The sequence below is a fragment of the Pseudactinotalea sp. Z1732 genome (genome assembly GCF_049724975.1).
In the GTDB taxonomy this organism is placed as follows: Bacteria; Actinomycetota; Actinomycetes; order Actinomycetales; family Beutenbergiaceae; genus CALKWS01.
The window spans coordinates 57,580-71,556 of the sequence record NZ_JBMPQC010000013.1; the positions used below are offsets into that span (position 1 = coordinate 57,580).

The window sequence follows — 13,977 nt, forward strand, 5'->3', positions numbered from 1 at the left end:
GGTCCGTTCAGGTGGTGGTGATCCGCAACTCCCGGGGGTGCCCGACGCCGGCGACCTCCATCAGGGAGTGCGTCACCAGTGCGGCGGCCTCCTCACCCAGGGTGCCGGGCAGGTACAGGTCGGTCTCGGCGGGAGCCTGGGCAGGGAAGTAGGCGCCATACATCGGGGCCGCCTTCTCCGCCTCGGGGGCCTGCCAGCCCAGCCGGCGCAGGGCGGCGTCCTCGGCGTCGGTCCAGGGGAAGTCCCCGCCTACGTGCGAACCACCGACCAGTTCGGCGTAGAGCACGTTGCCCATCCGCAGGTACTGGGCGAACAGGTGCACCTCCTGGGTGCGCCGCTTCCGGCCGAACAGCCCGGCGATGCGCTCCTTGGTGCGCGCCGGGCCCTCGACGATGAAGAACGTGCCGTCCGCCAGAGCGCGGCACCGGTTGTTGAGTTCGCTCTCGAACTCGCTCCACGGGTCCATCCGAGCAGCCTAATGCGGGCCGGTGGGCGCCGCGGCCACCGAGGACGGAGAGGGCTGTGACCACCGGAAGGGCACCCCGGTCTCCTCCGGCAAGGGACGTTCGGGGGCCATGTATGCTCGATTCTTGTCCCAAAACGCAGATATTGGCTGAAAGGCGCCACGTGACGAACAAGAATCGGCAAAGGACGACCCTCTCCCTGATCGGCGTGTCGGCGCTGGCTCTCGGTCTGGCGGCATGCGGAGACGACGGCGGCAACGGCGGCGCCGACGCCGACCTGGAGGACACCTACGTGGTCGCATCGGACACCTCGTTCGTGCCCTTCGCCTTCGAAGAGGGTGGTGAGTACGTCGGCTTCGACATGGACATGATCAACCACATCGCCGACGAGGTCGGGTTCGACGTCCAACTGGAGACGACCAACTTCGACGGGATCATCCCGGGCCTGCAGACCGGTTCATTCGACATCGCGATCGCCGGCATCACCATCACCGACGAGCGTGCCCAGGTCATCGACTACACCAGCCCGTACTACAAGTCGGGCCTGCGCATCGCCGCTCCGGTCGATGACGAGCAGATCCAGGGCGTGGAGGACCTCGAGGACCTCACGATCGCCACCCGGCTGGGTTCCACGAGCGCGGACTACATCGAGCAGAACATCGAGGGAGCCACGGCCAACACCTACGAGCAGTTGGACCAGGCCTACCTGTCGGTGGAGGGCGGCGGCTCGGACGCCATTCTCTATGACGCTCCGAACGTGGAGTACTACGTCGCCACCGCCGGTGAGGACAGCCTGCGGGTGACCGGTGAGCTGCTCGAGGCCCAGGATTATGGCATCGCCGTCACCCAGGGCAACGAGGCATTGGTCGAGGCGATGAACGAGGCGATCGCGACCATGATCGACGACGGCACCTACGCCGAGATCTACGAGTCCTGGTTCGGCGAGCAGCCGGAGTGGCTGGATGAACTGGCGGCATCGGCCGACTGACCCTCCCACCACGTTCCGAAAGGCGGGTGCTCACCGAGCACCCGCCTTTTGACGGAAGGCACACCGCGCATGGACGCCATATTCGGCTTCAACTGGGCAGGGGTCGTCGAGTTCCTGCCGGCCCTCACGCGAGGGCTGTACTACACGCTGCTGGTCTCGGTGGGCGGCCTGGCGATCGGGTTCGTCCTGGGGGCGATCGCGGGCCTGGGCCGGCTGAGCCGATTCAAGGTGATTAACTGGATCGCCATCATCTACGTCGAGGCGATCCGCGGAACCCCGGTGCTGGTCCAGGCCATCTGGATCTACTTCGCCCTGCCGCTGATCATCGCCTACACCCTGCCCTCGGTGGTGGCGGGCATCATCGTGATCGCCCTCAACTCCGGGGCCTACATCGCCGAGATCGTGCGCGGTGCCGTGCAGTCCATCGACAAGGGTCAGAACGAGGCCGGCCGGTCCCTGGGACTGGACGCCCGCACCACGATGCGTCATGTGATCTGGCCCCAGGCGTTCAAACGGATGATCCCACCGCTGGGCAACCAGTTCATCATCAGCATCAAGGACACCTCGCTGCTTTCGGTGATCCTGGTTCCCGAACTCATCTTCCAGGGCCGGCTCGTGGTGGCGAACCACTTCAACGCCGTGGAGATCTACACAACCGTGGCAGCGTTCTACCTCGCGATCACACTCACCCTGTCGATCGTCCTACGAGGTATCGAGAAGCGTTTGGAGCGCCGGGCATGATCATTGACGTCACGGACCTGCACAAGTCCTTCGGTGATCACGAGGTCCTCGCCGGGATCAACTGCAGCGTCGCCGAGCAGGAGGTCGTCTGCGTGATCGGGCCCTCGGGCTCGGGTAAGAGCACCTTCTTGCGGTGCCTGAACCTGCTCGAGGAGGTCACCAGTGGCGAGGTGGTGATCGACGGGCACTCCCTCACCGATCGCCGGGTCAAGATCGACGCCGTGCGCGCCGAGATCGGCATGGTGTTCCAACAGTTCAATCTGTTCCCGCACAAGTCGGTGATCGAGAACATCATGCTCGCCCCGATGAAGGTGCGCCGGCTCAGCAAGGCTGCGGCCCGGGACCGCGGGCGAGCCCTGCTGAAGAAGGTCGGGCTGGAGGAGAAGGAGAACGCCTACCCCGGGAGCCTGTCGGGCGGGCAGCAACAGCGGGTGGCGATCGCCCGGGCGCTGGCCATGGAACCCAAGATCATGCTGTTCGATGAGCCGACCTCATCCCTTGACCCCGAACTGGTCGGTGAGGTGCTGGCCGTGATGAAGGACCTGGCACTCGAGGGGATGACGATGGTGGTGGTCACCCACGAGATGGGCTTCGCCCGCGAGGTCGGCGACCGCGTCCTCTTCATGGACGGCGGCGTCCTGGTGGAAGAGGGCTCCCCGCAGGAGATCTTCGACAACCCGCAGCACGAACGCACCCGGGCCTTTCTCAACAAGGTCCTGTGAGCGCCGGTCCGGTGCTCTGAGTTGGCCGGCCGAGGCTGACTTCGCGGATTCTGGACCGAACGCGCACGGCGTTTGGCGCTCACTCGGTCCCGATGGCGCGAAGTCAGCGGGTGCCAGGGTCGACGCGATACCGGTTAGAGCGACTGCACGGCATCGTTGATCAGGTCCACCGGTTCCCAGACCCCGTCCTCGAGGTTGCTCAGCACCGCCACGGTGACGGCGGCGCCCGGGTAGTGCCGCAGCATCGCGCTGGCCCCGGTGTTGACGCCCTCCTTCCAGTAGGAACGCACCACGGCGCCGGGGTCGGTGGAGATCTCGAACCCGTAGCCCATCGCGTGGACGACGCCGTTCTCGGGGTCCACCGAGTGGGTCGCATGCGGGGTGATCATGGCCTCGGCGAGTTCGGCCGGCAACAGTTCACCGGCGCGCAGGGCGCGGTGGAAGGCGAGCAGATCTGCTGCGCACACGTGCGCGCCGCCGTCCGGTGACCCGATCGGTGGGTAGGAATAGATGTTGCGCCGCCACCCGCCGTCGTCGGCTTCCACGCCTTCGGCGACGTCGGGGACCACCCGGTCCATGGCGAAGAATCCCGCGCGGCTCATCCCGGCCGGGCCGAAGACGTGTTCGACGACGTAGTCGCGGTAGGAGCGCCCCGTGGCCTTCTCGATCATCAGCCCGAGCAGGATGTAGGAGACGTTGCAGTACCGCGCACCCTTGCCGGGGGCGAAGTTGGCGGGTTTGTTGACGAAGTTCGGCAGGAAATCGGCGGTCTGACGCACCGAGTAGTTCGGGGTGTCCACCCAGAGCGCCTCGTAGGACTCCCCGGCCTCCTCATCGGCGTCGTCACCGATGCCGGAGGTGTGGGAGAGCAGGTGGTGCACCGTGACGGCGGGGGAGATGGTGGTGCCGGTCAGGCCGAGGTAGTCGATCGCGGAGGTCTGCAGCGTGAAGGCGCCGGCTGCGACCTGTTGCAGGGTGGCCACCGCGGTGAAGAGTTTGGTGACCGAGGCGCAGTCGTACCGGGTGCTCATCGTGGCCGGGACGTTCCAGGTGTAGGACGCCGGGCCGTAGGCACCCTCGAACAGGGTGCGGTCGGCCGAGTCGATGCGCACCGTCCCGGAGAACTCGCCCTTCCGGGCCAGGTCGGTCAGGGCGGCGTGCAGCGAGTCAGTGTCCATGGGACCTCAGGTTATGGGTAATGGCGGACGGCGAGCGCGGGCGGCCCGGATCGGTGGGCGGGGAGCGGGCTGCGCAACCTAGGTGAGATCTGCCGCCGGCATGCAGGAGGTTCGGCTCTAGTCCAACCCGAGGCGTGGGCCCTCAATGGCCGGACAGGTGTCCATCACCACGTCCAAGCCGGCAGCGGTGGCCCGCTCGGCCGCGGCCTCGTCGATAACGCCAAGTTGTAGCCAGACCGCCTTGGCGCCGCGGGCGATGGCCTGGTCCACCACGTCCCCGGCGCGCGTGGAGTTGACGAAGACGTCCACCACGTCGATGTCCCCGGGCACCTCATCGAGTCTGGTGTAGCCGGCCTGGCCGTGCACCGTCTCGGCCTTGGGGTGCACCGGCACGATCTCCATCCCGAGCCCTTGTTGCAGGTAGGCCGAGACGCCGAAGGCCGCCCGGCCGGTGTTGGTGGACAGCCCCACCACTGCCCACCGGCCAGGAGTGGTGAGCAACCGGCGGATGACGTCGACGTCGTTGGTATGGGCCATGGATCTACTCAAGCACACCTGCCCGCGCCCGGCAGCGCGGTTGATCGTTGGTCACCGCGGGGTGCTCGGTGAGCCCATGCATCTGGGCCATGTGGAGCGGCATACCGGATCCCGCATGGCCGTCGTATCGGCGCCGATCGTGCACGGGCCGCGGGTATCGTCGCCGGAGGAGTCGCGGCCGAACTCGTCCTCACACCGGTTGTTGCCGACTGATTCACTGCTAATTCATGAAGAGAGGAACTGGGATGCTGCAAGCGCTCCGGTCGAGGGCCGGGCTGGTCTTCGTGAGCCTGGTCGGCGGCGGCACGCTGCTGCTGACCATCGAGAAGGTCGCAGGCTGGGGGATCCTGCAACACCTCGCGCTCGTGCTCTACTCCGGATCACTCGCCCTGATCGGTTTGAAAGTGCTGGCGGGACTTCGTAGTCAGCATCTGGAGAGGCTGAAGCGCCACCGTGAGGTGCGCGGCTTGGAGCGGATGCTGGCGCGCATCGGGCCTAAGGCGGAACGAGAGCGATCTGCCTTCGAGGTCCAATCCGCGACCGGAGCGATCTCGGATGCTTTCCACCCGGACCCGGAGAGCCAGGACCCGCTCGAGCAGGTCGGAACCTCCTCCTTGGCCGCCGGCGTGGTGAACGAGTCAGGCCCGAGAGCCCGTACGGCAGAACTCGTCGCCGACTTCATCGAGAGTCGAGTGGTGGGCACCGGCGCGGAGTTCAACGAGTATCCGACAGCGCCTGGGCACAAGGAGTCGATCGTGACAGCGGCTCGAGAACGAGGGCTCGAGGTCGTCCGATCGGGAGACCTCATCCACTTCCTGCTCGACGGTGAGCCCGTGGGCGGGATGAGCCGGCTGACCACATCGCTGGCGAGTTACTTCGCGACTCAGATCTGCGCCTCGAAGCATGCGACGAGAGTCGTGCTGGAGCGTCATGGCCTTCCGATGGCGCGGGGAGCCACGTTCGCTGCTGACGGGGCCTCCGAAGGGCTGGCGTACCTGTACCGGCTCGGCCGCGACGCGGTCATCAAGCCTTCAGGGGGACGGGCCGGCAGGGGAATCTCCACCGGAATCAGCAACGAGGAGGAGTTCAGGCAGGCGTGGACCAAGGCGAAGGAGGCGACGAGTCGGCGAGATCGCATCGTGGTCGAGGAACAGATCTCCGGGTTGGACATCCGCGCGTTCGTCGTCGAGGACCAGGTGGTCGCTGCGGCATCGCGGGTACCTGCCTACGTGATCGGTGACGGGGTTTCCTCCATCACCCAACTGCTCGCCATCAAGGCTGAGCGTCGGAGTCTGAATGACTACCATGGGCGAACCCCGATCGTCGTGGACCACCACTACCTCCGGAAGATGGGCATCAGCGGAGACTCGGTTCCTGCCGAAGGGTCGGTGGTACTGCTGAACAATGTGGGGAACATTCACCAGGGCGGAGAGTCCGTCGACGTCACCTCCTCGATGCATCCGGAGTTGAAGAGGATCGCTGTGGAAGCCGTTCGTGTGGTTCCGGGCTTGAGAGTGGCTGGTGTCGATCTGATGGTGAACGCGCCGCAGGACCCGGCCGGAGCGATCATCCTGGAACTGAACGCCAACGCGAACCTGTCGATCCACCACTACCCCGCCTACGGCCAGCCCAACGACGTCGCGGCGGCGATCATCGACAGAATGGTGCACCGGGCCCAGGGCCAGCACCCGGTCCAGGATGGTCCAGCGCCAGTCGTAACGTAATCCCTGCTATCAGTCGTCGCCGTCGACGTCGCCCTGCTCGACGGTGCCATCGGCCACGGAGGCGAAGAAGGCGGGGTAATGGTCCTCCAGCAGCACGGTGGAGCCCACCCCACCGGGGCGGTGATTCATCGAGGCGATCGGCGGGGCCCCGCGCACTCCGTCCGGGCCGGTGGCATTGCGAAAGGCCAGAGCCATCCGGCCCAGGTCGATGATGTTGCTGTTCTCCGAGACGTACAGCGCCCCCAGGCCCGACTCCAGCAGGTCCACCTGCTGGCCCGGCCGCACCGCCAGGGCGGGGTCGGCCACGGTGGACGTGATGGCCTGGATCACCTGCTGCTGGCGCAGGGTGCGCCCGATGTCACCCATTGGGTCCGCCGCGCGCATCCGGGCAAAGGCCAGCGCCGTGTCACCGTCGGAGATGTGGCACCCGGCCTCCCACTCCAGCCGGGAGTCCCGGTCGGAGACGTCGTAGTCCAGGCACAACTCCACCCCGCCCACGGCGTCGACCACGTTCGCCAGACCACCCATGCCGATCTCGACGTAGTGGTCCACCTCGATGCCGGTCAGGGACTCCACGCTGGCGCGCAGCAACTCGGGCCCGCCCCAGGAGTAGGCGGCGTTGAGTTTGTTCCAGCCGTGCCCGGGGATCTCCATGTACGTGTCCCGCGGCAGGGAGATCAGCGAGGTGTTTCCACTCGGGGGCACCGTCAGGATCATGATCGTGTCCGCACGCTGACCCTCGGTGGGGTCGTGGGTGAAGTTCTCATCGTCGTCGCGCGAGTCCGACCCGGCCAGCAGGTAGGTGGTCCCGGCGGTGCTGAGGGAGGACTCCCCGGCGTCCACGTGCTGGATCTTGCCGTTCGCCCAGATCAGCAGGCCCACCGGCCAGGCCAGGATCAGCACCAGCAACAGCACGAACGCCAGGAGCACTCCCCGGCCCCGGCGACGGCGGCGCGGGCGCCCACCGCGAGGTGCCACCGGGGTGGGAGGCTGAGAGGGAGGGACCGAGGACGGCGGCGCTGCCGCGGGCCGGTGGCTCGCCTGCTGACCGGCGGGGTGGTCTGCCGGCATCACCCGGGTGCGATCAGGTCCGGCCGGTGGCCGACCCCCCGGCGGGATCGACGGCGGCGGGTCGCCCTGGTCGGAACCGCCACGCCTGTAACCCTGGCCTGAGCCGGCCCGCCCCGGATCACCCGGTACCGCGGGTGACCGCGGCGCGAAACTGGGTGGGCGCCGGGCCGGTCCGCGTCCACCCCCAGGTGCACCCGCACTTCCGGAAACGCCGGCCGCTTCAGCCTCGAGTGGCTGGGCCGGACCGCCTCGGCGGGCACGGGAGGCGCCGGGTGGGCGCCTGCCCGGACGGCGTCCGGAACTGGCGCCACGTGATGTTCCCTCAGGGGGCGTCTGGCTCATCGGCTTACCCGCATGGTCCGTTCTGCTGTTCGGCTGTGGACCCATCGAGCGTAGGCCCGGTGGAGCCGTCATCGGGGGAGGTGGAGTCGGTGTCGGCGTCCGCCCCATCGACATCGGTGCCCTCTGTCGCGGTGGCGCCGTCGTCGGCGTCTGCACCCATGAGTTCCTCTTCCTGCTCCTCGGTCACGTGCAGGGGCTGGTCGGCGGCGATGGCTTCCCAGAGTTCGGTGGCCTCGTCGGTCCACACCACGTTCGCGCCATCGCCGCGGCCCACCACCGGGACGGTGGCGAAGGTGATCTCACCCAGGTCGATGTGGCGTAGCGCGTAGGCCAGGCCGCTGAGTGCCGAGATCGACCCGAAGTCACGCGAGGCGGTCACTGAGGACGTCGCCGCGTCCAGGAACGCGTAGAGTTTGCCGGCGTCGGTGAGCAGGTTCTGGTCCAGCACATGCCGTGCGGTTGCGGCCAGCAGATCCTGCTGGCGGTCGATGCGTTGGATGTCACTGCCATCGCCCAGGCTCTTGCGCACCCGGGCATAGCCCAGCGCCTGCTCGCCGTCGAGAACCTGCTCACCGGCCTCGAGTTCGATGTCTGCCTGGCGGTCACTGATCGGTTCGGGTACGCAGTACGGCACCCCGCCGAGGGCGTCCACCACGTCAATGAATCCAACGAAATCCACCGCGATGAATCCGTCCATGCGCACGTTCGTCAGCGCCTCCACGGCGCGGATCGTGCATGCGGCGGCATACCCCACGTCGCCGGTCTGCCCGCCGATCTCGAAGGCGGCGTTGAACTTGCCCTCCCGGGGGTTGGTGTCGGTGCCGTCGGGCAGTTCGCAGGAAGGCACCGTGACCCAGGAGTCCCGGGGGATCGAGATCATCTCCACCCGATCCCGGTCGGCGCTGACGTGGGCCACGATCACGGTGTCCGAACGCACTCCGGGGGTGGTGCTCCCGCCGATCTCGAAGTTCTCCCCGGAACGGTCATCGGTGCCCACCAGCAGCACGTTCAGGGCCTGGCCGGCGTGGGGATCCTCCGGGTCCGGAGCCTCGAGGGGTTCTGGACGCTCGTCCCCGAGCAGGTCGTCGATGTCATGGGTTTGGATGTTGGAGTCCAGGTCCCGGTAGGCCCAGGCCACCCCGGAGGTCACGAACATCCCCAGCGCCAGCAACGCCACCAGTGCAACGTGCCGGCGCTGCTCGCGCGCGGCGGCGTGCCGGATGGAGCCGGGGGTGGTGGGGGAGGCGTTGGTGGCCGCGGCAAAGACCGCGGCTGCGGCAGGCCCACCCGGGCGGGCCCGCCCGCGACGACGGCGGAGTGCGGCGTGTCGAGGGTTGACCCGCGGCCGGCCGGAGGGCCGTGGGGGCTGGCTCATACCCGCGCGCCGGCGAGCAGATCGTCGGCCCCGTTGGTCCGGGCCTCCAGACTGCCCTCATCGGTGTCACGGTCGGCGGGACCGTCCGCGGGTGCCTCCTGATCCGCCGGCCCCTCATCGCCCGAGCGGGGTTCGTCGTCGGCCTGGGGTAGCACCATCGGCTCGTCGTCGCGGAGGGACTGCCACAGCGGTTCGCCATCCGCGTTCTGGACCACCACGTTGCCGGCCCAGTCGAAGGGGACGGTGGCGAAGGTGACGTGGCTGGTGTCGAGGTGCCGCAGGGAGTAGGCCAGTCCGCCCATGGTTGTCAGGTTGCCGATCCGTTCGCTGGTGGTCATCGCCGAGGCCGTGGCCTGCAGGAACCGGAAGAGCGCCGGGGTGTCCGTGACTAGATTGGACCCGAGCACCTCATCGGCGATGGCGCCGAAGAGTTGCTGCTGGCGCTCTATCCGGGAGATGTCGGAGCCGTCATCGACACCCACCCGGGCTCTGGCGACACCCAGGGCGGTGTCGCCGGCGAGGCGGTGGCAGCCGGCGTGGATCTGCAGCCTGGCCTTGGGGGCATCAATATCTTCGTCGAAGCACATCTGTACCCCGCCGATCGCGTCGATTACCTCTACGAAGCCTTCGAAGTCCACCACTACGAAGTCATCGATGTGCAGTCCCGTCATCGCCTCGGTGGTCAGGATGGTGCAGGCGGCGGCGTAGGCGACATCGCCGGTCTGGCCGCCGTAGGCGAACGCGGCGTTGAACCGGGTGCCGTTGTCGTCGGACCCGGCGGACATCGGGGCGGTCTGTCGCCCGTCCGGCAACGGGCAACTGGGTACGTCCACCAGCAGGTCACGGGGGATGGAGACCACGTCCACCCGGGACCGGTCCGCGGCCACATGCACGATGAGGTTCGTGTCGGAGCGCATACCGCCGGCGAAGCCGTAGTCGTCCTCGTTGTCGGAGTTGCGGGCATCCGAGCCCATCAGCATCACGTTGTATGCGCGCCCGCTCAGGGGGTCATCGGGCGCGGCGTCGTCGTCGCTGCCACTGGCGTGGCCGGCACCATCGCCCCGGCCGAGAATCTCATCCAGATCGTGGGTGGCCACCCGGCTCTGCACGCTTTGGTAGGCCAGCACCATCCCAGCCCCAGTGAAGGCGAGCAAACCGCTGAGGGCGAGCGCAGCCAAGTAGCGGCCGCGGCGCCCGGGGCGCTGAGCCGCGTGCCGGCGCACCGCGTCCTGGCCGCGGGCAGGGAAGGAGAAAGGCATCGCATCAAATGGTAGGCATAAACAGGCCGGTAAGGGGGGATAAGGGGGGATCGTCGAGAGGAGGTTCTGTGGAAGGTGGTGAGGTGAGTCACAGGTGAGGGACGGGCCACAGGGTCTATGGAGCGACAGGTGTATAGGGCAACCTATTCCTCCAGAGGTGCCCGGTCATCGGAGCAGGTTTTGGCGTAGTTAGGCGCAGCCAGCACAATGGGTACCTGTCAAGCGAGTGCAGCGCGACCGTACGTTAGGCAGCGGGGCGGTGGTTCGATGCGACACGGACGCACGTGAGCGGGTAGGGAACGTTGGTCGACGGAGAGGATGTATACGGTGAGCAACGTCTTGGGCCCTCAAGATCGCGTTCTCGTGGTTGGCAGTTCGGGCTTTGTGGGGGTCTATGTGCAACAGGCGTTGAGTTCCGCCGGCATCGATTTCGTGCGGTTCGACCTCTTCCCAGATCCGTCCGGGGAGGACACCTTTATCGGCGACGTCCGCGACACCACAGCGCTGACCGAAGCCATGACAGGGTGCACTGCGGTTCTCAACCTTGCGGCGGCTCACCATGACTTCGGGATCGATAGCGGCACCTTCGAATCAGTGAACATTGGAGGCGCCCGTTCGGTCTGCGCTGCGATGGAGCACCACGACATCACCAATCTGTGCTTCTTCTCCACCGTTGCTGTCTATGGTGTGCAGGACGGGGTGCCGGACGAGCACTCTGTCCCGGCTCCAGTCAACGACTATGGGCGAACCAAACTCGGTGCCGAACAGATCTACCTGGAATGGGAGTCAACTGTCGAGGGGCGTCGTGCCTTGATAATCCGCCCGGCTGTGGTGTTCGGGCCGGGGAATTTCGCGAATGTCTTCCGTCTTATTCAGCAGATTCATCGGCGAACTTTTCTCCCAGTGGGATCCGGTGCTAACCGCAAGTCGATGTGCTACGTCGAGAATCTCGTCGCCGCCGTCCAGCACCTCTGGGGCGCCCCACCACAGGAAGATACGGGCCCGTTCGAGGTCTACAACTACGTCGATGAGCCCGATTTGACCTCCCGCGAGGTGGTTGGCCGGATCTATGCAGAGTTGGGTCGGCGCCAGCCGCGACTGTGGCTCCCGCTGGGCCTGACCGTCCTTGCCGCTAGCCCGTTCGACCTCGTGGCACGGGTTACCGGGCGAAACCTCCCGATCACGTCCGAGCGGATCAGGAAACTTGCCGGCATGGAAACCAGGTTCGCCGCAGAACGCATTCGCCAGACGGGCTTTGCGCCGTCGGTATCCCTGACGGAAGGACTGCGGCGCACGGTGCGCTGGTACCGGAAGTCCGGACGGAGGGCAGATCCGGTGGTGCACCTGCCCCCGGAGGGTATCGTCCGGCGCACGTCCTCGGAACGAACACCGCGTGTGGCGGCCGTCGTGGTTACTTACAACCGCGCTGAACTGCTGCGCCACTGCTTGGACGCACTGGCTGAGCAGCGGGTTGGCCCGGCTGCCGTCGTCGTCATCGATAACAACTCGACCGACGGCTCAGGCGAGGTGGCTCGGTCCCATCGCCTGGGTGCAGATGTCATGACCTTGCCTCGTAACGTCGGCGGAGCCGGCGGGTTCGCCGCCGGAATGGCGCGAGCCCTAGCGCGCCACTCGCCTGACTGGTTGTGGCTGATGGACGATGACACGATCCCCGGACCCGGGGCCCTCGAGGAACTACTCAAGGTATCCCTGGCCTTTCCGCGTGACCTGAGTGTCCTCAGTAGCAGGGCGGTCTGGACCGACGGTCGTGTGCACCCGATGAACGTCTCGCGCGAGCGAGTCGGGGGTCCGGCGACGGACCGACGGAACGCCGCTGCCGCGAATTCGCGGGTGATCCGAACAGCATCCTTCGTCTCGATCCTGATCCGCGGGCAAGAGGCTCGCCGGCACGGTTTACCACTTGCGGACTACTTCATCTGGGGTGACGACACCGAGTACTCCAGCAGGTTGCTGCGGGAGGGTGTGGGATTACAGGTGGCCGGGAGCGTGGTGGAGCATCGCACCGCTGAGTTCGCCTCCTGGCAGAACAACCCGGGCCAGCGCTTCTACTACGAGGTGCGTAACAAGATCTGGTTGCTGACTCGCTCCCCCGGCCTGCGGGTTTGGGAGCGCCTACTGTACGGCGGATCTGCTGCTGTTGGTTGGGTACGGACGTTGTTGTTTGCGCCGCAGCGAGCGGCTGTGGTGAAGTCCGGTATTCGTGGCTTCTGGAAGGGGATCACGACATCTCCGAAACCGACCGCAACCGTCCTCGATGGGATGGGCGAGGTGACCGATGACGTTCGGTTGGTTGAGCGCGCCGCCGCGGGATCCGCACAGGTATGAGCCGGGATCTGCAGTTCAGTGTGCTACTGCCTGTCTACGCTGGCGACCGCGCCGATCACTTCCTGCGGGCCTTTGATTCAGCCACCGTGGAGCAGGAGTTGCGCCCCAGCGAAGTCATCCTCGTACAGGACGGGCCGGTGCCCGGCGCCCTCGCGGAGGCGATCAGGAGCGCCACCGCGCAGCGCCATGTCCCGGTTCTCCATCACGAACTGCCGACGAATGTTCGCCTGGCGGCTGCCTTGCAGGCAGGTCTTCAGCGGTGTTCGTACGACGTGATAGCCAGAGCCGATGCCGACGACATCTCGGTGCCGAGCCGATTCGCTGTCCAGGTGCCGCTTGTGGCGGACGGACTGGACCTAGTGGGAAGTGCGATGCAGGAGTTCGATAGCGCGGACGGGTCTCTCGGGCCTATTCGTCCCCGACCGGAAAGTACCGCGGCGATTCTGCGGTACGCCTCCTTCCACAACCCGTTTAACCACCCCACGGTGGTCTTCCGGCGATCGGCGGTCATGGCGGCCGGCGGCTACGAGGACCTCCCGTTCATGGAGGACTACTGGCTGTTCGCGCGGATGCTCGCTGCCGGTGCCACGGCAAGAAATGTCCGCGAGGCGCTGGTGCGCTACCGCACGGGCGACGAACTCTTCGCGCGTCGGGGTGGATGGCAGCCCCTCCGTTCGGATTGGGTCCTCCAAAGGCGCCTACGCCGTCTCGGTCTTACCTCCAGAGCGCAAATGGTGCGCAACATTGCCCAGCGCACGGGTTACCGGCTGGTCCCGGATGCCATACGCAGGTGGGCATACCCCGCACTGATCGCTCGCCACTGAAGTACTTGCCGGTTCAATGATAGGAGACGCTATGACCACCGACCTCCTGGTGGTGGGATCCGGGTTCTTCGGACTCACCGTTGCCGAACGATGTGCCAGAGAATTTGGGTTGCGGGTGAAGGTGATCGACCGGCGACCACACATCGGCGGAAACGCGTACTCCGAAGCCGAGGAGAGCACGGGAATCGAGGTGCACCGGTACGGCGCACATCTCTTCCACACTTCGAACGAACGGATCTGGGAGTACGTCAACAGGTTTACCGCGTTCACTGACTACGTGCACCATGTCTACACGACGCACCGCGGTGAGGTGTATCCGATGCCGATTAACCTGGGCACCATCAACCAGTTCTTCCGCGCCGCACACAGCCCGGACTCGGCACGCGAACTTCTTCGCGATCAAGCC

13 protein-coding genes are annotated in these 13,977 nt (G+C 66.6%); 7 read left to right on the forward strand and 6 right to left on the reverse strand.

Annotated elements, in window-relative coordinates:
• Positions 1-7: 7 nt before the first annotated feature.
• A complete protein-coding gene (locus ACPL7H_RS17055; protein ID WP_424797980.1) occupies positions 8-466 on the reverse strand; it encodes a TY-Chap domain-containing protein in 459 nt (152 codons plus the stop codon).
• Positions 467-627: 161 nt separating this feature from the next.
• Here ACPL7H_RS17055 and ACPL7H_RS17060 point away from each other — a divergent pair, with 161 nt between their 5' ends.
• The 3 genes from ACPL7H_RS17060 to ACPL7H_RS17070 all read left to right on the forward strand — a co-directional run bounded on the left by ACPL7H_RS17060 (position 628) and on the right by ACPL7H_RS17070 (position 2,915).
• Positions 628-1,452, forward strand: a complete 825-nt coding sequence (locus ACPL7H_RS17060) for a transporter substrate-binding domain-containing protein (RefSeq protein ID WP_424797981.1) — start codon at positions 628-630, stop codon at positions 1,450-1,452.
• A 69-nt stretch (positions 1,453-1,521) separates the two neighbouring features.
• Positions 1,522-2,193, forward strand: coding sequence for an amino acid ABC transporter permease (locus tag ACPL7H_RS17065; RefSeq protein WP_424797982.1), 672 nt, complete (start codon positions 1,522-1,524; stop codon positions 2,191-2,193).
• Complete coding sequence (locus tag ACPL7H_RS17070; protein ID WP_424797983.1) at positions 2,190-2,915, forward strand: amino acid ABC transporter ATP-binding protein; 726 nt, start codon at positions 2,190-2,192, stop codon at positions 2,913-2,915. Before ACPL7H_RS17065 ends, ACPL7H_RS17070 begins: the two co-directional genes overlap by 4 nt.
• Positions 2,916-3,049: 134 nt before the next feature.
• On the opposite strand, the gene ACPL7H_RS17075 is transcribed toward ACPL7H_RS17070, so the two are convergent.
• Complete coding sequence (locus ACPL7H_RS17075) at positions 3,050-4,093, reverse strand: serine hydrolase domain-containing protein (protein WP_424797984.1); 1,044 nt, start codon at positions 4,091-4,093, stop codon at positions 3,050-3,052.
• 117 nt (positions 4,094-4,210) lie between these two features.
• Positions 4,211-4,630: a CoA-binding protein gene (locus ACPL7H_RS17080; RefSeq protein ID WP_424797985.1), complete on the reverse strand. Its 420-nt coding sequence runs from the start codon at positions 4,628-4,630 to the stop codon at positions 4,211-4,213.
• Positions 4,631-4,875: 245 nt separating this feature from the next.
• On the opposite strand from ACPL7H_RS17080, the gene ACPL7H_RS17085 reads away from it, so the two are divergent.
• Positions 4,876-6,354: a hypothetical protein gene (locus tag ACPL7H_RS17085; protein WP_424797986.1), complete on the forward strand. Its 1,479-nt coding sequence runs from the start codon at positions 4,876-4,878 to the stop codon at positions 6,352-6,354.
• Between the two features lie 9 nt (positions 6,355-6,363).
• On the opposite strand, the gene ACPL7H_RS17090 is transcribed toward ACPL7H_RS17085, so the two are convergent.
• From ACPL7H_RS17090 to ACPL7H_RS17100, 3 genes are all read right to left on the reverse strand, one after another.
• On the reverse strand, positions 6,364-7,332 hold the full coding sequence (locus ACPL7H_RS17090) for an LCP family protein (protein WP_424797987.1): 969 nt from the start codon (positions 7,330-7,332) through the stop codon (positions 6,364-6,366).
• 439 nt (positions 7,333-7,771) lie between these two features.
• A complete protein-coding gene (locus ACPL7H_RS17095) occupies positions 7,772-9,142 on the reverse strand; it encodes an LCP family protein (protein WP_424797988.1) in 1,371 nt (456 codons plus the stop codon).
• Complete coding sequence (locus ACPL7H_RS17100) at positions 9,139-10,401, reverse strand: LCP family protein (protein ID WP_424797989.1); 1,263 nt, start codon at positions 10,399-10,401, stop codon at positions 9,139-9,141. Before ACPL7H_RS17100 ends, ACPL7H_RS17095 begins: the two co-directional genes overlap by 4 nt.
• A 327-nt stretch (positions 10,402-10,728) precedes the next feature.
• On the opposite strand from ACPL7H_RS17100, the gene ACPL7H_RS17105 reads away from it, so the two are divergent.
• The 3 genes from ACPL7H_RS17105 to ACPL7H_RS17115 form a co-directional block, all read left to right on the forward strand.
• Complete coding sequence (locus tag ACPL7H_RS17105) at positions 10,729-12,747, forward strand: NAD-dependent epimerase/dehydratase family protein (RefSeq protein ID WP_424797990.1); 2,019 nt, start codon at positions 10,729-10,731, stop codon at positions 12,745-12,747.
• A complete protein-coding gene (locus ACPL7H_RS17110) occupies positions 12,744-13,571 on the forward strand; it encodes a glycosyltransferase (RefSeq protein WP_424797991.1) in 828 nt (275 codons plus the stop codon). Before ACPL7H_RS17105 ends, ACPL7H_RS17110 begins: the two co-directional genes overlap by 4 nt.
• Before the next feature lie 31 nt (positions 13,572-13,602).
• Positions 13,603-13,977: NAD(P)-binding protein (locus tag ACPL7H_RS17115; protein WP_424797992.1), on the forward strand; the 375-nt coding region annotated here is incomplete at its 3' end.